General features: G+C 71.1%; 16 protein-coding genes. 5 read left to right on the forward strand and 11 right to left on the reverse strand.

From position 1 onward, the window contains the following. The first annotated feature begins 7 nt into the window (after positions 1-7). Positions 8-2,134: a protein kinase gene (locus ABZS64_RS04005; protein ID WP_355822841.1), complete on the forward strand. Its 2,127-nt coding sequence runs from the start codon at positions 8-10 to the stop codon at positions 2,132-2,134. Positions 2,135-2,172: 38 nt separating this feature from the next. On the opposite strand, the gene ABZS64_RS04010 is transcribed toward ABZS64_RS04005, so the two are convergent. After that, positions 2,173-3,867, reverse strand: coding sequence for a serine/threonine-protein kinase (locus tag ABZS64_RS04010; protein WP_355822843.1), 1,695 nt, complete (start codon positions 3,865-3,867; stop codon positions 2,173-2,175). Positions 3,868-3,953: 86 nt separating this feature from the next. Between ABZS64_RS04010 and ABZS64_RS04015 the strand changes: the two genes are divergently transcribed. Then, positions 3,954-4,790 carry a hypothetical protein gene (locus ABZS64_RS04015; protein WP_355822845.1) on the forward strand — a complete coding sequence of 279 codons (837 nt, stop codon included), beginning with the start codon at positions 3,954-3,956 and terminating at the stop codon, positions 4,788-4,790. Between the two features lie 55 nt (positions 4,791-4,845). On the opposite strand, the gene ABZS64_RS04020 is transcribed toward ABZS64_RS04015, so the two are convergent. Further along, positions 4,846-6,129, reverse strand: coding sequence for an adenylosuccinate synthase (locus tag ABZS64_RS04020; protein ID WP_355822847.1), 1,284 nt, complete (start codon positions 6,127-6,129; stop codon positions 4,846-4,848). Positions 6,130-6,282: 153 nt separating this feature from the next. Between ABZS64_RS04020 and ABZS64_RS04025 the strand changes: the two genes are divergently transcribed. Next, on the forward strand, positions 6,283-7,116 hold the full coding sequence (locus ABZS64_RS04025; RefSeq protein WP_355822849.1) for a diacylglycerol kinase: 834 nt from the start codon (positions 6,283-6,285) through the stop codon (positions 7,114-7,116). Positions 7,117-7,129: 13 nt separating this feature from the next. Here the strand turns inward: ABZS64_RS04025 and ABZS64_RS04030 are convergent, their stop codons facing one another. After that, the gene (locus tag ABZS64_RS04030) at positions 7,130-7,657 is read right to left on the reverse strand and encodes a MarR family transcriptional regulator (RefSeq protein ID WP_355822851.1); all 528 of its coding nucleotides are present in this window, start codon (positions 7,655-7,657) and stop codon (positions 7,130-7,132) included. Between the two features lie 92 nt (positions 7,658-7,749). Here ABZS64_RS04030 and ABZS64_RS04035 point away from each other — a divergent pair, with 92 nt between their 5' ends. Continuing rightward, on the forward strand, positions 7,750-8,649 hold the full coding sequence (locus tag ABZS64_RS04035) for an ABC transporter ATP-binding protein (protein WP_355822853.1): 900 nt from the start codon (positions 7,750-7,752) through the stop codon (positions 8,647-8,649). Beyond that, the gene (locus ABZS64_RS04040; protein WP_355822855.1) at positions 8,646-10,262 is read left to right on the forward strand and encodes an ABC transporter permease; all 1,617 of its coding nucleotides are present in this window, start codon (positions 8,646-8,648) and stop codon (positions 10,260-10,262) included. Before ABZS64_RS04035 ends, ABZS64_RS04040 begins: the two co-directional genes overlap by 4 nt. A 55-nt stretch (positions 10,263-10,317) precedes the next feature. Here ABZS64_RS04040 and ABZS64_RS04045 read toward each other — a convergent pair whose 3' ends face one another. The 8 genes from ABZS64_RS04045 to ABZS64_RS04080 all read right to left on the reverse strand — a co-directional run bounded on the left by ABZS64_RS04045 (position 10,318) and on the right by ABZS64_RS04080 (position 18,618). Beyond that, entirely contained in the window at positions 10,318-11,037 is a 720-nt protein-coding gene (locus ABZS64_RS04045; RefSeq protein WP_355822856.1) for a hypothetical protein, read from the reverse strand. A 233-nt stretch (positions 11,038-11,270) separates the two neighbouring features. After that, positions 11,271-12,476, reverse strand: a complete 1,206-nt coding sequence (locus ABZS64_RS04050) for a cytochrome P450 (RefSeq protein ID WP_355822858.1) — start codon at positions 12,474-12,476, stop codon at positions 11,271-11,273. 211 nt (positions 12,477-12,687) lie between these two features. Further along, a complete protein-coding gene (locus ABZS64_RS04055; protein ID WP_355822860.1) occupies positions 12,688-13,347 on the reverse strand; it encodes a response regulator transcription factor in 660 nt (219 codons plus the stop codon). Continuing rightward, entirely contained in the window at positions 13,344-14,687 is a 1,344-nt protein-coding gene (locus tag ABZS64_RS04060; protein WP_355822862.1) for a histidine kinase, read from the reverse strand. Before ABZS64_RS04060 ends, ABZS64_RS04055 begins: the two co-directional genes overlap by 4 nt. Positions 14,688-14,760: 73 nt before the next feature. Continuing rightward, entirely contained in the window at positions 14,761-15,594 is an 834-nt protein-coding gene (locus tag ABZS64_RS04065; RefSeq protein ID WP_355822864.1) for an NmrA family NAD(P)-binding protein, read from the reverse strand. Positions 15,595-15,646: 52 nt separating this feature from the next. After that, entirely contained in the window at positions 15,647-16,525 is an 879-nt protein-coding gene (locus ABZS64_RS04070) for an alpha/beta hydrolase (RefSeq protein WP_355822866.1), read from the reverse strand. A gap of 85 nt (positions 16,526-16,610) precedes the next feature. Next, on the reverse strand, positions 16,611-17,804 hold the full coding sequence (gene kynU / locus ABZS64_RS04075; protein ID WP_355822868.1) for a kynureninase: 1,194 nt from the start codon (positions 17,802-17,804) through the stop codon (positions 16,611-16,613). Then, positions 17,797-18,618, reverse strand: coding sequence for a tryptophan 2,3-dioxygenase family protein (locus tag ABZS64_RS04080; RefSeq protein WP_355822870.1), 822 nt, complete (start codon positions 18,616-18,618; stop codon positions 17,797-17,799). The genes kynU and ABZS64_RS04080 overlap by 8 nt, the downstream gene beginning before the upstream one ends. Between the last annotated feature and the right edge of the window lie 67 nt (positions 18,619-18,685).

The raw sequence follows: 18,685 nt of genomic DNA on the forward strand, positions 1-18,685 counted from the left end.
TCGCGGCATGGAACAGCTCACGCCCCAGGATCCGCCCTCCATAGGTGAGTACAGGCTGCTCGGCCGCCTTGGCGAGGGCGGGATGGGGCGGGTCTACCTCGCACGTTCCGCGGGCGGCCGTACGGTCGCCGTCAAGCTCATCAAGGCCGAGCTCGCCGGGCAGCCGGAGTTCCGTGACCGGTTCCGGCAGGAGGTGGCCGCCGCGCGCCGGGTCGGCGGGGAGTGGACCGCGCCCGTGCTGGACGCGGACACCGGGGCGGCGGAGCCGTGGGTGGCGACCGGTTACGTCGCCGGACCCTCGCTGCTGCACGTCGTACGCAAGAGCCCGCTGCCTCAGGAGTCGGTGCGGACACTGGCGTACGGTCTGGCCGGCGCGCTGCGGAGCGTGCACGGGGCCGGTCTCGTCCACCGGGATCTGAAGCCGTCCAACGTACTGGTCACCATCGCCGGTCCTCGGGTCATCGACTTCGGCATCGCCCGCGCGCTGGAGAACCCGTCCGAGGGACTGACCGAAACCGGCGTGGTGGTGGGGTCGCCGGGCTACATGTCGCCCGAGCAGATCCAGGGCGAGCGGGTCGGTCCCGCAGGCGATGTGTTCTCGCTGGGCTCGGTGCTGGCGTACGCGGCGACCGGGCGGCTGCCGTTCGGGCGTTCCGACACCGGGATCCACTCGGTCATGTTCCGCATCGTGAGCGAGGAGCCCGATCTGAGCGGCGTGGACGGGGAGTTGCGGCAGCTGATCGCGGACTGTCTGGCCAAGGACCCGGCCCAGCGGCCGACGCCCGAGCAGATCGTGGAGCGCACGCGCCCTGCCGACCCGGCCGCACCCTGGCTGCCCGCGGCGCTGATCGCGGAACTCGGGCAGCACGCGGTGTCGCTGCTGGACGCCGATACACCGGCGAGGGGCGCCGCGGCGAACCCACCGGCGCCGGAGGCGGGTGGAGCGGCATACGGCACCCCTGCGTCGCCGGGCACCCCCGGTACTCCTGCGTACGGCGCCCCCGCACCCGGCACTCCTGGCACCCCCGCGTACCGCGCCCCCGGCACTCCTGGCACTCCTGGCACGTACGGCGCCCCGGCACCCGGGACCCCCGGGCCCCCCGCGGCCGCCGCCCCCTACGGCTCCTGGGTACAGGCGAGCCTCACGGGCGCCGACGCACCCGACACCACCGGTACCAGCCCCCAGGCGCGCAAGCGCTCCCGGCGGACCGTGGTGATCGCCGGAGTTGCCGTGGCCGCGCTGCTGGGCTCGGCCTTCACCGCCGTCACTCTGCTGCGCGGGGACGGCGACACGGTGAGCAGCCGGCCGGGAGGCGGCGGGCAGACCACCGGAGCGCCCGGCGCGGCAGGACGGGACAAGGACAGGGAGTCGCTGTCGTCGTCCGAGCCCGGGAGCGGCTCGAGCGCCGATGCGAAGGACCCTGCGGCCAAGGACCCGGCGGGCAAGAAGCCGGGTGAGCCTGGGAAGCCCGCCGTACCGGCCGCACTGCCCGCCGCGTATGCCGGGACCTGGACCGGCAGCGTCTACCGCGACGGCGCGGACACCGGCTCCCAGCGCCGCATCACCCTCTCCCCCGGCAAGGTCGGCGACACGGTCGTCGCGAGCATCAGCGTGGGCGAGAGCTATCTGTGCAAGGGCACCGGCAAGTTGCTTGCGGCAGGCGGTGGTTCGATCCGTATCGACACCGGTGTCACCGCAAGCACGCCCGCCGGGAAGTGTTCCGCCATCGGCGAGCAGACCCTGACGGCGCGCTCCGACGGCACCCTCGCGTGGACGGCGAGCGGCGGCCGGACCTCGACTCTGCGCAAGGCGGGCTCCGACCGGGTCCAGGCGAGCTTCCTGGGCTCGTGGGAGCGGTCGCTGAGCGGCTCCAAGGGTGCGCAGCGGCTGACCGTGTCACAGGGTGCCGTGGGCAGCAGCGTCGTCACGTTCACCACCACGACGGACGGCGCGACCTGTACGTCGGACGCCGAGCTGTTCTCGGCGGGGGACCGCCTCGTGATCGGTCCCTCCCGTGTGCTGAGCGGCGACTGCGCGGCGGCCGGGTCGTCGGTCCTGACCGTGAGCGGCTCCACGCTGACCCGGTCCTTCCTCGACACGGGCAACTCGCCCCGCGAGTACCGGCGTCCGTAACGACGGGTCCCCAAGAAGGCGGTACGCCCCCGGGCAGGTCAGCTCCCGGCCGGCATCACGCGGGTCACCTTCCCCTTGGGGTCGGCGTCCAAGTAGCCGGTGTCGTACTCGTCGCCGATGTAGACGCCGATACCCGCCGGGGTGTCGAACACGTCGTTGGGCTGCCGGATCACGAGGTAGCGCGTGGTCGGGTTCTTCACCTTCAGTTCCTTCTCCGCCTTGCTCAGCAGGGCGGGGAGGACGTCCCAGTCGAATGCGTCCGTGCTGACCGGGAGATCGCCTCCCGACAGTGTGCCCTTCATCGAGTCCTGCGTGACGCCTTCGCCGACCCGGTAGGTGTAGCTGTCGTACTTGGTCCTGCTGCCCTTGACCATCGCTTCGACGGAGATGTACTCCGGGTACACGACGAAGCGGCCCACCTGGTCGGTGCCCGTCTTCGCCTTCAGTTCCTTGATGGCCGCGCGGATACCGTCCGGTGTCAGCAGGTTTCTCGTCTCGGCGGTTCTCGACGGCGTGGGAGTGGGAGTCGGCGTCCGCGACCCGGTGACGGCGGGGCCGGCCGGGGAATTCGACGTCATGTCACCGCTCTTCTCGCTACCGTCCGGCAGCTGGGTCCACACCAGGACGCCGGTCAGCGCGGTCCCGACCACGGACGCCGCGATCGCGGCCCGGCGCCGCGCACGAGCGGGATGGGGCGGCGTCTGCCGTGTGGGGCCCGCCGGGTAGGGGGTCGGCGGCCCCATGGGGCCCGGCACGGCATCATGCGGAGTCGCGGGTCCGAAGCCCATCGGCGGCCCGAACCCGGCCGGTGCGGGCGGCGCGGTCGCCGGTCCCGGCGGGGGCGTCAGCCGGTACGACGTGGTCCCGCCGGTCCCGCCAGGAGCACTTGCCGTGCCCTGAGCCGCCTCCGCGAGCATCCGGTCGGCGGTCTCCGGGGTCGGCCGCGCGGCCGGGTCCTTGACGAGGACCGCTGCCAGTACCGCGGTGAGCACACCCGCGCGGCGAGGAGGCGGAAGCTCCTCCTTGAGCACGGCGGCCAAGGTCGCCAGCGTCGTCCCCCTGCGCAGCGGATGGTTCCCTTCGACGGCGACGTACAGCATCATCGCCAGCGACCACAGGTCGGAGCCGGGGCCGCCTTCGTCACCGGAGATGCGCTCCGGCGCCATGTAGTCGGGCGTGCCGATGATCGACCCGGTCACGGTCAGCGAGGTCGACTCCCGGATCGCCGCGATGCCGAAGTCGGTGAGGACGGGGCGCCCGTCGGGCCGCATCAGGACGTTGGCGGGCTTCACGTCACGGTGCTGGATGCCGACGTCATGCGCGGCCCGCAGTGCGGCCAGCACGTCGCGGCCGATCCTGGCGGCCTCGACGGGTTCCATCGGCCCCTTGTCCAGCCGGTCCTGAAGCGATCCGCCGGTCACCAGCTCCATGACGAGCCACGGGTAGATGTGCTCGCCGCCGTCCACCACGTGATGGATGGTCACGACATGGGGATGGTCGACCCGGGCGAGCGCCCGCGCCTCCCGCAGCACCCTCTCCCGCAGCATCGCCGCGGCCTGCGGGTCGTACTCGGCGAGCCCGGGATCGGGCGGCCGCACCTCCTTGAGGGCCACGGCCCGGTCAAGCACCAGATCGCGTGCTCGCCACACCATGCCCATGCCGCCGCCACCGAGCCGGGCCTCCAGCTCGAAGCGCCCGTCTATGACCCGTCTGCCGGATTCCCCGTCGCTCATGGGCGGGAGCCTACGAGGTGCCGGTGACATGGCTCTGCGCAGGTGCCTCCATCGCTTCCCGGCGGGCGCGCTCTACGCTGGCGCGCGTGAGTCGCACCGAGGAGCTCGCCGAAGGCGCCGGGCCGTTCACCACCAAGCTGACCTGGCGCAACGCCGAGGGCGACATCGCGGTCTGGGAGTCGCGAGCGGTGCGCAAGCTCGGTGTGCTGAAGGTCCGGGCCACCGAGGACGCCGAGGCCGTCCTGCATCCGGCGGACACGCAGTCCCTCCGGCGGCTGCGCAGGCTCAACACCGTCGCCGCCGTGGCGTTCTCGATCGGCGGCACGCTGTTCGCGCTCGGCGCCGCGTTCGCTCTCACATCGAGCAGCGCGACGGCAGGCGTGTCGGTCTTCTTCGCCGGAGGGCTGTTCTTCAACACGGGCGGCTACGCCTCCCTGCTTCAGGCCGTCAACGCGCCTCGCCGGCGCGCCGGTTCCGACACACTGGAGCCCGTCCCCTGGCGGTGGTGGAGCTACGAACCGATGCGGATCGACTGGCTCAGTACGTTCCTGCTGTTCGCCGGGACGCTCGTGTTCGGAGTCAACCTGCTCGACTCGTTCCTTCAAGGGCTGACCACCCAGCAGACGAACCGGCTGATCTGGGCACCCGACATCATCGGCTGCGTGCTCTTCCTGATCTCCGGTCAGCTGGCTCTGGCCGAGGTGAGCCATGGGCGGGCGAGCCTGCGCGTGCACGACCTCGGCTGGTGGATCGTGGCCGTCAACCAGCTGGGGTCCGTGCTGTTCATGGTCTCGGCGCTGGCGGACTTCACCGTGCCGGGAACAGGCGACCTGGTGAGCGCCGATGTGGCCTACTGGGGGACGCTCACCGGCGCGCTGTGCTTCGCCGCCGGCGGCGTACTGCAGGCCTTCGAGCACCCCTGAACGGACGACGGGGTGCGCCCCGAAGCATCCGGGGCGCCCCTTGTCCGTATCCCTGCTACAGGAACGAGTTGATCTCGATCGTCTCGGTCCGGCCCGGACCGACACCGATCGCCGAGATCGGCGCGCCCGACATCTCCTCCAGCGCCTTCACATAGTCCTGCGCGTTCTTGGGCAGGTCCGCGAAGGTCTTCGCCTTGGTGATGTCCTCGGACCAGCCGGGCAGGTACTCGTACACCGGCTTCGCGTGGTGGAAGTCGGTCTGGGAGTACGGCAGTTCCTCGACCCGCTTGCCGTCGATCTCGTACGCGACACACACCGGGATCTGCTCCCAGCCGGTCAGCACGTCCAGCTTGGTGAGGAAGAAGTCCGTCAGGCCGTTGACCCGGGTCGCGTAGCGCGCGATGACCGCGTCGAACCAGCCGCAGCGGCGGTCGCGGCCGGTGGTCACACCCCGCTCGCCGCCGATGCGGCGCAGCGCCTCGCCGTCCTCGTCGAAGAGCTCCGTCGGGAACGGGCCCGCGCCGACGCGCGTCGTGTACGCCTTGAGGATGCCGATGACCCGGCTGATCTTCGTCGGGCCCACGCCCGCGCCCGTGCAGGCGCCGCCCGCGGTCGGGTTCGACGAGGTGACGAAGGGGTACGTGCCGTGGTCGACGTCGAGAAGCGTGCCCTGGCCGCCCTCGAAGAGGACGACCTTGCCCTCGTCGATCGCGTTGTTAAGGATCAGTGTGGTGTCCGCGACGAACGGCTTGATCTGCTCCGCGTACTGGAGCATCTCCTCGACGATCTTCCCGGCCTCGATCGCGCGCCGGTTGTAGACCTTGGCGAGCAGCTGGTTCTTGGACTCCAGCGCCGCCTCGACCTTCTGCTCCAGGATCGACTCGTCGTAGAGGTCCTGGACGCGGATGCCGACGCGGTTGATCTTGTCGGCGTAGGTGGGGCCGATGCCGCGGCCGGTCGTGCCGATCTTCCGCGTACCGAGGAACCGTTCCGTCACCTTGTCGAGGGTGACGTTGTACGGAGTGATCAGGTGGGCGTTACCGCTGATCAGCAGCTTGGACGTGTCGATGCCACGGTCGTTCAGCCCGCTCAGCTCGGAGAGCAGAACCGCCGGGTCCACGACGACGCCGTTGCCAATGACCGGGGTACATCCCGGCGAGAGGATTCCGGAAGGGAGGAGATGCAGCGCATACTTCTGGTCGCCCACGACAACCGTGTGGCCGGCGTTGTTGCCGCCCTGATAGCGCACCACATAATCCACGGATCCACCGAGCAGGTCGGTGGCCTTTCCCTTGCCCTCGTCACCCCACTGAGCACCGAGCAGCACAAGTGCGGGCACAGGCGTACACCCCTTCCGGGCGGGGCAAGACCAAGGTCAGGGGGCCTGAGCCGTACCTGAGTCTTCGGACCGGTTGCCCCGGAATAGACGAAGCCCCTGGCGCAATAGCGCAAGGGGCTCTTGCACAAAGATGCTACCCGAGGAAGGACCGAGGTGTCGGCTCACGACCAGCTACTGGTGGTCATCGACCCGGTCGCCCGCCGAAATGACGGCGAGTCCGTGCGGATCGCGAAAGATGTGCTGTGTGGCGGGTCGGAGGCGAAGATCTGCCTCCCTGAGGGGCCGGAGGAATTCGCGCGGGCACTGGCCCGCAGGGGGTCTCGGCGGCCGGTTGTGGTGGGTGACGACCGGACGCTGCTGCGGGCGGTGGCCCTTCTGCACCGGGACCGCTGGCTCGGCGACGGGGCGCTGGCGATGGTCCCGGTCGGGCCTTCCGTAGAGCTGGCGCATGCGCTGGGCGTGCCGCGGGGAGCGGTCGCGGCGGCGCGGGCGGTGCTCGACGGGGTCGTACGGCGGCTCGATCTGCTGGTGGACGAGAGCGACGGGGTGGTGCTGGGGGATCTGGCGATCCCGGCGGCGGCGGGGCCGGTGGCGGCACCTGCCGCGAACGGCGCGGGCGGTGCTTCCGTGTGGGACACCTGCCGCTCGCTGGTCCGCACCCTGGTCCGCCCGGTCCCCGCGCCGGTGGTCCGCACGCACCGGCTGCGGGTGGAGGCGGACGGGGTGCTCCTGACGGACATGGACCGGCTGGTGGAGGGTGTCACGGTGCGGGCGGGTGGCGGGCGCGCGGAGGTGACGGTGCGGCACGGGGCCCACACGGAGCCGGTGATGGCCCGGGCCCTCACGGTGACGGTGTCGGGCGCGGACTTCCGCTACCGGGCGGACGCACTGATCACGGGCCCGGTCCGGACGCGGACGTGGACGCTGCGGCCGGGGGCGTGGGGGTTGACCCTGCCGTCGACGGCGGGCGCGGCGGGGGGTGGCTAGGCCGGGGCTGCCCCTATGGGCGGCCCTGGCCGAAGAGTTCCTCACGGCGGACACTCCACCGTTCCATCAGCCCCACCAGCTCCCCGTGGACGAACTCGAAGAACGCCACCGTCTCCGCCAGCCGCCGTCCCGCCGGAGTGTCCGGCCCGAGGCTCGTGACACCCTCACGCAGCGCGTCCTCCCAGCGCTTCAGGACCGCGTCCCGGTTGGTGAGCGCCTCGTACCACTGATTGCTGTGCACGCGATAGCGCTCGCGCCGTGAACCGGGTTCACGCTCGCGCGAGACCATGTGCTGCTGCGCCAGATAGCGCACCGCGCCGGAGACCGCGGCCGGGCTGATGCGCAGCTGCTCGCCGAGCTCGGCGGAGGTCAGCGTCCCGGCGTCGGAGGCGAGCAGAGCGGCGAAGACCCGCGAAGGCATGCGCGGCATCCCGGCCTCGACGAGCTGGGCCGCGAACCGCTCGACGAACCGCGAGACCGTCTCGTCGTCTCTGCCGCTCTCGGCCGTGTCGGCCTTGCCGGTCTTCTCTGCCTTGGTCATCGCCCGATCATCTCCCCTGGCCGGCACCCCACCGCGAGTTTATACGCTTCCTTAACTTCGCAACTTTGTGAAAGTAGCGTACGTTCAGAAACATGACGAAGGCAATCACCGTCGCCGGACTGCACAAGTCGTTTGGGCGGACGCATGCGCTGGACGGCCTCGACCTCGCCGTCGAGACCGGTGAGGTCCACGGCTTCCTCGGCCCCAACGGCGCCGGGAAGTCCACCACCATCCGGGTCCTGCTCGGACTGCTGCGCGCCGACTCCGGCGCGGCCCAGCTGCTCGGCCGGGACCCGTGGAACGACGCGGTCGAGCTGCACCGCCGGATCGCGTACGTACCGGGCGATGTCACCCTGTGGCGGAACCTCTCCGGCGGCGAGGTCATCGACCTCTACGGCAGACTCCGCGGAGGTCTCGACAAGGCGCGCCGCGCGGACCTCGTCGAGCGCTTCGAACTCGACCCCACCAAGAAGGGGCGTACGTACTCCAAGGGCAACCGCCAGAAGGTCGCCCTCGTCGCCGCCTTCGCCTCCGACGTCGATCTGCTGATCCTCGACGAGCCGACCTCCGGACTCGACCCGCTGATGGAAGAGGTCTTCCAGAGCTGTGTCGAGGAGGAGCAGGACCGCGGCCGTACCGTCCTGCTCTCCAGCCATGTGCTGAGCGAGGTCGAGGCACTGTGCGACCGGGTCAGCATCATCCGCAACGGCCGGACCGTGGAGACCGGCTCGCTCGCCGAGCTGCGGCATCTGACCCGTACGAGCGTGACCGCGGAGCTCGCAGGCGCACCGAACGGGCTTGCCCAACTGCCCGGCGTGCACGACGTCGACGTACAGGGAATGCGCGTCAAGCTCCAGGTGGACACCGACAAGCTGGACGCCGTGCTCCGCTCACTCACCGAGTCGGGGATCCGCTCGCTGACCAGCACCCCGCCCACCCTGGAGGAGCTGTTCCTGCGGCACTACGCACCCGAAGAGGCGATGTCGCGATGACCGCCGTTGCTCAGGCCGCGGCCTTCGCCCCGCGGACCGGCGGCTCCCGTCCGCTGGCGGGCACGGGCGCGCTGGTCAGGCTCGCGCTGCGCCGCGACCGGGTCATGATGCCGCTCTGGGTGCTCGTGCTCGGCGGCGCGATCTCCAGCGCCCCCGACTCCCTCAAATCCCTGTACGCCACCGCGGCCGACCGCTCGCGCCTGGTCGACACGATGTCCGCCAACGGCTCGCTGCGCGCCCTGTACGGACCGGTCTTCAGCGACTCGATCGGCGGCATCACGGCCTGGCGCTATGTCACCTTCGGCGCGCTGATGGCCGGGATCATGAGCCTGACCATCGTGGTCAGGCACACCCGCGAGGAGGAGGAGACCGGCCGTCAGGAGCTGCTCTCCGCGGCCATGGTCGGCCGGCGCGCCCCACTGACCGCGGCACTGCTCACGGCGTTCATCGCCAACGCGGCGCTGGCCCTGCTCATCGCGGCCGGGCTCGGCGGCGAGGGCCGCGACGGCGCACTGGCGCTCGGGCTCGTCATCGGCGGCCTGGGCATGCTCTTCGCCACCATGGCCGGCATCGTCGCGCAGCTCACCGAGAGCGCACGGCTCGCCAAGGGACTCACGGCGGCCGTGCTCGGGCTCGCGTTCGTCCTGCGGGCGGCGGGCGACGCCGGGGCCGACGACGGCTCGTCCGTGCTGACCTGGCTCTCGCCGGTCGGCTGGGCCGAGAACATGCGGGCCTTCGCCGACGAGCACTGGTGGGTACTGCTGCTGTTCGCCGGGGCGGTCACGGCGCAGGGCGTCATCGCCTTCGTCCTGGCCGGGCGGCGCGACATCGGCATGAGCTTCCTGCCCACACGGCCCGGTCCGGCCGAAGGCAGCCTCGCGACGGCGGGCTCTCTCGCCTGGCGGCTGCAGCGCGGCAGCCTGCTGGGCTGGGGCACCGGGTTCCTGGCCGCCGGCGTCATGTTCGGCGGCATGGCGGAGAGCGCGGCCGACCTGGTCGGCGACAGCGAGAACACCCGCGAGATCTTCGAGCGGATGGGCGGGCAGTCCGGGCTCACCGACGCCTTCCTCGCCGCGATGGTCGGCATGCTCGGCATGGTCGCGGCCCTGTATGTGGTGCAGGCGGTGCTGCGGCTGCACGGCGAGGAGACGGCACAGCGCGCCGAGCCGATCCTGGCCAACGCGGTCGGCCGGACCCGCTGGGCGGCCGGCCACCTGGTCATCGCCTTCGGTGGCGCGGCGCTGCTGATGGTGCTCGGCGGCCTCGGCCTGGCCATCGGCTACGGCAAGGACTTCGGCCCGATCCTCGGCGCCTGCCTGGTCCAGCTGGCCGCGATCTGGGTGTTCGGCGGGCTCGCGACACTGCTGCACGGAGTCGTCCCGAAGGCAGCGGCGGCCGCCTGGGGCGCGTCGGGCATCGCGCTCGCCCTCGGCTGGATCGGCCCGGCGCTGAACCTGCCGCAGTCCGTGATGAACCTGTCGCCGTTCGGGCATCTGCCGAAGCTGCCGGGCCCGGAGATGGAGTGGGCCCCGGTGCTGACGCTGACGGCGCTGGCGGTGGTGTTGGTGGCGGGCGGCCTGGTGGGCCTGCGGCGCCGGGACATGCAGACCTGACGGGCGCCGGACCGAGGGCCTGTGAGGCCGTCGGCCCGGCGCCGGGCTTGTCCGGTCAGCCGGTGCAGCCCGCGATGGCCGGGGTGCAGTTGTTCGGGGTGTTGCCGCTGACGTTGGTGGCGAGCAGGAACACCGAACCAAAGAGGTTGTAGATTCCGCCGCCGGTGTTGGCGCCGCCATTCGAGATGTTCCCCGTCACCGCGGAGTAGTTCAGCCGCGAGATGCCGGCGTTCAGAAGGCCGCCGGCGCCCTGGCTGGCGGTGTTGGTGCGCAGGGTGGAACGGTTCGTCGTCATCGTGCCGTTGTTGAGAATGCCGCCACCCGCCGCCGCAGTGTTGTCGCGCACCGTGGAGTTGTTCAGCGTCAGCACTCCGGTGCTGGCGATGCCGCCGCCGTAATTGCTGGCGGTGCTGTTGCGCACCGTGACGCTGTTCAGTGTCACCGTGGCGCCGCCATTGAACAGGCCTCCCCCGTCGGAGGCGCTGCCGTTGGCGATGCTCAGATTGTTGACCTGCACTCGCGTGGCCGTGTTTCCGCTAACTGTCAGGGTCGTACCCGCGGCATTGCCGTTCAGGGTCGCCCCGCCGAAGCCGACGAGGTTGAGGCTCTTGTTGACGGTGAAGTTGCCGACGCAGGTCCCTCCGACCACGATCGTCGCCCCCGGGGCCGCTGCGTTGATTGCGGTCTGGAGGTTCTGGGTGGGGCAGAACACGATGGTCTGGGCCGAGGCGGGGGCGGCCGAGACCACTCCGGCCGTGGCCGCGGTGACCGCCACGGTCACCACCGGCGCCCAACGGCGCCACGCAGCCCGAGTCGCTCGCATCTTGAGCATGCTGTTGTCTCCTGTCCGAGCGGGTCGAGCCGGATGTCCGGCCCCCGCTAGCTCTCGTCTGCCGGGTCACCCGGCGCGAGGCATAGGTGCCCGAAGGGACCGGCAACCGCAACCGGGGCAGCGCACCCGTCCCACGAACGGCCGGAGACGATGACCGAAGTGGGCTAAGGAAAGGTCTACAGCTCGACGCGCAGCTCTTGGAGACCGCGGATCACGAAGTTCGGCTTGCGTTCCGGCTCGGCCGCGAGGCGCAGCGTCGGGGCCTGGTCCAGCAGGGCCGCCAGGGATGCTGCCAGTTCGATACGCGCCAGGGGCGCGCCGATGCAGTAGTGGATGCCCGCGCTGAAGGAGATGTGCGGGTTGTCCTCGCGGGACAGGTCCAGGGTGTCCGGCTGGGCGAAGACGTCCGCGTCGCGGTTGGCCGAGCCGAAGAGCAGGGCGACCTCGGAGCCCCGGGGGATCGTCGTGCCGTCGATCTCGATGTCGTCGAGGACCCAGCGTTCGAAGAGCTGGAGCGGGGTGTCGTACCGCATCAGCTCCTCCACAGCTGTGGACAGCAGCGAGCGGTCGGCGCGCAGGGCCGCCAGCTGCTCGGGGTGGCGGAAGAGCGCCCACCAGCCGTTGACGGTGGCGTTCACCGTCGCCTCGTGGCCCGCGTTCAGGAGCAGGACGCAGGTGGAGATCATCTCCTGTTCGGAGAGCCGGTCTCCCTCGTCGTGCGCGGCGATGAGGCCCGAGATCAGGTCATCGCCCGGCTCCTTGCGGCGGGCGGCGATCAACTCCCGTAGGTAGGAGGAGAATTCGACGGACGCCTGGACCGCCTTCGCCGCCGTCTCCTCGGACGGGCTCAGCTCGTACATCCCGCAGATGTCCGCCGACCACGGCCGCAGCTGCGCACGGTCGCTCTCCGGGACGCCCAGCATCTCCGCGATGACGGCGACCGGCAGCGGCTCGGCGACGGCCGTCAGCAGATCACCGCCGCCGTCCGCGACGAGCGCGCCCACCAGCTCGGAGGCCAGCGTCTGGACGTACGGGCTCAGGCGCTCGACCGTGCGCGGCGTGAACGCCTTGGAGACCAGACGACGGATACGAGTGTGGTCCGGGGGCTCCAGGTCCAGCATCCCGTTGTCGTTGAGCGTGTGGAACGGCTCGTGCGCGGCGGGCGGCGGGGTCCGCCCGAACTCTTCATGCGTGAAGCGGTGCAGATACGTCCGGCCGAGACGGCGGTCGCGCAGCAGGGCCGAGACATCTTCGTGACGGGGTACGAGCCACTGCCGGGTGGGCTCGTAGTAGTGCACGGGGCCGCGGGCGCGGAGTTCGGCGTAGGCGGCGTAGGGGTCGGCGAGGAAGGTGGGTGACCAGGGGTCGAACGTCTCTGCCATAGGTGGACGCTACCGGGAGGAGGGCTCTTCCCTCACCCCGTCCCTTCCCGGCCGTGACATTTTCGGCTCCGCCGCGTGGGGGGCTTCGCCGGCCGAGGCGAAAGCCCCGGGCCGCGGGGTTCGGCCGGAGCCCCGACCGTGGCCCGGGCGCAGCCCGGGGAGGTTGGGGGTCCCCCGGACGGAGTCCGGGGGAGGGCGGGGAGGGGAAAAGTCAGCCCGGTGTCACCAAGCGCGCCTCGTACGCGAACACCGCCGCCTGTGTCCTGTCCCGCAGCCCCAGCTTCACCAGCACCCGGCTCACATGCGTCTTGATCGTCGACTCCGCGACCACCAGATGCGAGGCGATCTCCGCGTTCGACAGGCCCTGCGCGATCAGCACCAGGACCTCCGTCTCGCGCTCCGTGAGGTCGCCGACCTGCGCCAGCGCGGGCGGGCGCGGGTTCTGGGAGAGCTTGGAGAACTCCGTGATCAGGCGGCGCGTCACCGTCGGGGCCAGCAGTGCCTCGCCGGCCGCCACCACCCGTACACCGTCGGCCAGTTGGCGCGCGGACGCGTCCTTGAGCAGGAAGCCGGAGGCTCCCGCGCGCAGCGCCTGGTACACGTACTCGTCGAGATCGAAGGTCGTCAGCACCAGCACTTTGGACTCGCCGTGCGCCGCGACGATCTCGCGGGTCGCCTCGATGCCGTTCAGCTCCGGCATACGGATGTCCATCAGGACCACGTCGGGTGCGAGCTCGGCGACCTTGGCGACCGCCTCGCGGCCGTTGACGGCCTCGCCGATGACCTCGATGTCCGGCATCGCGTTCAGCAGGACCGAGAAGCCCTCGCGGACCATGATCTGGTCGTCGACGATGAGGACGCGGATCGTCATGAGGTCTCCTCGGAGGCGGGCTCGGTCGCGGCGACGGGAATGTAGGCGGTGACTTCGTAGCCGCCCTCGTCCGTGGGCTCCGCTGTCATCTCGCCGTTCAGCATCGTCACACGCTCCCGCATGCCCGTGATGCCGTGCCCGGCGCCCGGTGAGGGCTTGACCAGGCCCTGGGGCGCGGTGTTCACGATCCGCAGGCCCAGGCCCCCGAGGACATAGCTGATCTCGATCTTCGCGGTCGCCCCGGGCGCATGCCGCAGCGCGTTGCTGAGCGCCTCCTGGACGATCCGGTACGCCGAGAGCTCCACGCCCTGCGGCAGCGGCCGGACCGCGCCGGTGATCGTCTTCTCCGCCTCCAGGCCCGCGTCACGGACATTCGCGAGCAGGCTGTCCAGGTCGCCGAGCACCGGCTGCGGTGCGTCCGGGGCCTGGTAGTCCTCGGCCCGTACGACTCCGAGGATCCGGCGGAGCTCGGTCAGCGCGGCCACCGCGTTCTCCCGGATCGTGGCGAACGCCCGCTCCAGCTCGGGCGGCGGGTTCTCCACCCGGTACGGCGCCGCCTCCGCCTGGATCGCCACCACCGACATGTGGTGGGCCACCACGTCGTGCAGCTCACGCGCGATGGTGGTGCGCTCCTCCAGCAGCGTGCGCTTGTCGCGCTCGACGGCCGTCACCGTCTGCTGGGCCGCGACTTCCTCCTTGGCCTCGCGGCGTACGTGCCACACGGTCACCACCAACAGCACCAGCGCGGCGACGAAGAGCATCTCCGGAATGTTGGAGCTGAAGCCCCGGGAGAGCACGACCTCGGCGAACAGGCCGTATCCGGCGGTGAGCAGCCACATCCAGGCCGCGGTCCGCGGCCGGGTCCGCAGTGCCACCACGGTCATCACCGCCAGATGCGAGACAAAGCCGCTGGGCGTCCACGGCCAGTCACCGACGAAGTCGGCGGTGACGCCCAGGGGCGTCGACGCCAGCGAGAGCCACCACGCGCCGACCGGCCTGAGCAGCGTCATCACCACGGCGGCCGCCGGGATGAACCCGGTGAGCACAAACGCCGGTCCTACGCCCTCGCCGCCGTAGGCCAGGAGCAGCGTGAACATCGCCACGGCGCCGACCGCCGCATGCGGCGTCCAGGCCGCGTAGTCGCGTATCCGGCCCGGGAGCCGGCGGGTGAGCGGCCCGTCCGTGCGCATGGGCGGCAGCGGCCGGTAGGCGAAGGCATCGTGGAAGAGGTCCTGGCGGAGGCCGCTCAGGGCGCCCACGGCCAGGCGGTACTCGGGGCTGCGGTTCATCTCGGTCACGTACAGAACGGTAAGCGGAAGGACGGACGCGGTCGTCAGCATCGCTGCGGATCCTGCCGCGTCCGTCCTGAGTACTACCCCCGTCTGCTTGCGGTACTTCCTGGTCAGGCGCGCCCTACGGGCGGAACGCGTCCGCGTGCTCGGCCGCCCACTCCGCGAAGGTCCGCGCCGGGCGTCCGGTGACCTTCTGCACGGTGTCGACGACGGTACGGCCGACGGCCGGGGTGTTCCCGTACGCGTCCAGCAGGAAGCCGATCACCTCCTGCGGGTGGCCCGCCGCCCGCCACTGCTCGACGGCCTCGTCCTCAGTCATCGAGACGAGCGCTATTTTCCGTCCCCGGGCCGCGGCCAGCGCGTCCACCTTGTCCTTGAGGGTCAGCACCTCGGGCCCGGTGATCACATACTCCTGGCCGCCGTGGCCGGTCTCCGTGAGAGCGACCGCGGCGACGGCACCGATGTCTCCCTCGTGGACCATGGCGCTGAGCCGGTCGGTGAAGGGCTCGCGCACCGTGTCGTCGTCCTTGATCCCGTCCGCCCACGCCAGGGCGTTCGACATGAACTCGACCGGCATGATCACCGCCCAGTGCAGGTCACTGGCGCGGACGGCGTCCTCGAGCAGCGTGGGACCGCCGCCGTGCAGCACGGTCACCCGGCGTACGCCCGCCTCGCGGGCCAGTTCCACAATCCGCGGGCCGGTCTCCAGCGGGGCGAAGTAGGCCCCGCCGAAGGTGATCAGATGCAGGCCCGTCACGCCCTCCAGGGCGGGCACGAGGGAGTCGGGGTCGGTGAGATCGCCCTGCACGACCTCGACACCGGCCGGGAAGTCGGCCTTCGCGGGGTCGCGGGTGAGGGCGCGCACGGAGTGGCCGAGCTTGAGCAGCTCGGCGACGACCTGGCGGCCGACGGTTCCGGTGGCTCCGGTCACGAGGATGTTCTCGGGATTCGTCATGAGAACAACGTAGAAAGACTTGCGGTCAGCCTCTGTCCGCAAGTCCGGGCTCTCACCAGGCGAGTTGAGCGATCTCGTCGGCGACGACCGCGCACGCGTCGGCGGCCGGATCGATGAGCGGGAAGTGCCCGACCTCTTCGAGGAGGGTCAGCCCGACGGTCTCCCCGGCCTTCGCCGCGGCGTCGACGTACGCCTCGGAGACGGCGTACGGCACGACAATGTCGGTGCGGCCCTGCACGACGGCGGTCGCGATACCGGTCGGCAGCAGCGCGGCCGGGTCGGCGTGCACACTTCGCGCCTCGAACTCCGCCTCACCACCGAGGAGTTGGACGACCGCCCCGCCGCATACGTCGAGCTCGACGGCCTGCGCGAAGTCCGCGATCGGGGCGAGCGCGACGACCCCGCGCAGCGCGGGCGGCGCGGCGAGGCGCCACGGCGACCCGACGGGCAGCACCTGCCGCGCGGCGGCCCACAGCGCGAGCTGCCCGCCCGCGGAGTGCCCGGTCACAACGGTGCGCCGGACGTCCGCCTGCGGCAGCGCCTTCCGCGCGAGATCGGGCAGGGCGTCCATCACCGCGGCGACGTCGTCGAACGTGTCCGGCCACCGTCCGGCGACGGGCCCGCTCCCGCGCTGCTGCGGAATCTCGCGCCCCCGCCGGTACTCGACATTGGCCACTGCCAGCCCGCGGCGGGCCAGAAAGTCCGCGAACGGGGTGACATGCTGCCGGTCGTACGCGGCCCGCCAGGCCCCACCGTGCAGCACGACGACGAGCGGGGCACTGGCCTGCCCGCCGCGGGGTGCGTAGAAGTCGACGACCTGGTCGGGATGCTCCCCGTACGCGACGGACACGTCCGGCGCGACGGCGGGATGCGAAAACACCGACTCGGCCTCGGCTGCGTCACGGGCGACGGGGTCGACGGGGTCCGGCATTGCGCTCCAACCTTCCGACGGATCGGCGGAATTGACCTGATCAGCGGGGACGGTACCAGTCCCCGCCGATCAGCTCGTCGCAGCGTCAGACGGCAAGGATCTCCGCAAGCACCGCCGCCGCCCGCTCCGCGTCCGCGAAGCCCACATACAGCGGCGTGAACCCGAACCGCAGCACATCGGGCCGCCGCAGATCCCCGACCACGCCCCGCGCGATCAGCCGCTCCATCACCGACGGCGCATCCGCACACCGCAGCGCGACCTGGCTGCCGCGCGACGCATGCTCGACCGGGGTCAGCGAGGTGACCGCCCCCTCGGGCACGTACGACGCCACGCACTCCAGGAAGAAGTCCGTCAGCGCCAGGCTCTTCGCCCGTACGGAGTCGATCGAGACTCCGTCCCACACATCGAGCGCCGCCTCCAGCGCCAGCATGGACAGGATGTCCGGCGTCCCGACCCGTCCACGGACCGCTCCGCTCGCCGCCTCGAAGCCGGGCGTCATCGCGAAGGGGTCCACGTGCGAGTTCCAGCCCGGCAGCGGGGAGTCGAACGCCGCCTGATGCCGTTCGGCGACATACAGATACGCCGGTGAACCGGGACCGCCGTTCAGGTACTTGTACGTGCAGCCGATCGCCAGGTCCACGCCGTGCTCGTCCAGGCCGACGGGCAGCGCGCCCGCGCTGTGGCAGAGGTCCCAGACCGCGAGCGCGCCCGCCTCGTGGATCGCCGCGGTGAGCGCCGGCAGGTCGTGCAGGCGGCCCGTGCGGTAGTCGACATGGTTGACGAGCGCGACCGCCGTGCCCGGCCCGAGCGCCGACGGGAGGTCCGCCGGGTCGACCGGCACCAGCCGCTTACCCGTCATCCGGGCCGCAGACTCGGCGATATAGCCGTCCGTCGGGAACGTCGTCGCGTCGCAGACGATGTCCGTACGGGAGTCGTCCCCGCACAGCCGTACCGCCCCGGCAACCGCCTTGAAAACGTTGACACTTGTGGAGTCACCGACGACCACCTGTCCCGGCCGCGCCCCCACCAGCGGCGCGATCCGGTCGCCGATCCGCTCCGGCGCCGTCCACCAGCCGCTCTCGTTCCACGAGCGGATCCGCAGCTCGCCCCACTGCCGGGTCACCACATCGGCGACCCGCGCGGGTACATGCGCGGGCAGTGCGCCCAGCGAGTTCCCGTCCAGATACACGACCTCGTCGAGCGCGAACAGCTTGCGCACCCCGGCCAGTTCATCTGCGGCGTCCAGCGCCGCGGCCCTCTGGGCCAGTGACTCAGACATGGCTGCGCGCCGTCCACAGCTCAGGGAAGACGTTCTTACGGGCCCGCTTCTCCAGCCAGGCAACGCCCGCCGAACCGCCCGTCCCCGCCTTCGAGCCCATCGCCCGCCGCGTCGCGACGAGATGGTCGTTGCGCCATCGCCAGACCAGCTCGCCGACATCGGTCAACGCCTCGCCGAGACGGACCACTTCGGTGTCCTGATCCTCGGCGCCGTACACCGCGGCCCAGATCTTCTCGATCTCCTCCGACGGCTCGTACTTCTGCGACAGGTCCCGATCGAGAACCGACGCCGGAACCGGCAGCCCGCGCCGGGCGAGCAGCCGCAGCACCTCGTCGTACAGGCTCGGCTCGTGCAGCGCCTTCTCCAGCTCAGCGTGCACGCGCGGCGCACCGCGGTGCGGCACCAGCATCGACGCCGACTTCTCACCGAGCAGGAACTCCATCCGCCGGTACATCGCGGACTGGAAGCCGGAGCCCTCGCCGAGGGCGCTGCGGTACGCGTTGAACTGCGCGGGGGTCAGCTGCGCGAGCGGCTTCCACGAGGCGTTGAGCGATTCGAGCTCCCACGTGCTGCGCTTCAGGGCGGCGAGCGCGACGGGCAGGTCATCCTCGCGCAGGGCGCGTGCGGCCGTCTCCCACTCGTGGACGATGACGGTGAACCAGAGCTCCATCACCTGGGTGGTGACCAGGAAGACCATCTCTCCCGGGTCGTCCGAGAGCGTCTTCTGGAGGTGGGTGAGAACGTCCGCCTGGACATAGTCCTCATAGGGAGTGGTGCCCGCGAAATCCAGGTTCGGGGCCGCGTCATGTGACATCGCTGTCTCCTCGACGAGTCCGGGTAGCGGTCCGCCCCTTCCTGTTGGCTCGGGAGCCCCGGTCCCC

Origin of the sequence: Streptomyces sp. NPDC005408 (assembly GCF_040606445.1) — a bacterium.
In the GTDB taxonomy this organism is placed as follows: Bacteria; Actinomycetota; Actinomycetes; order Streptomycetales; family Streptomycetaceae; genus Streptomyces.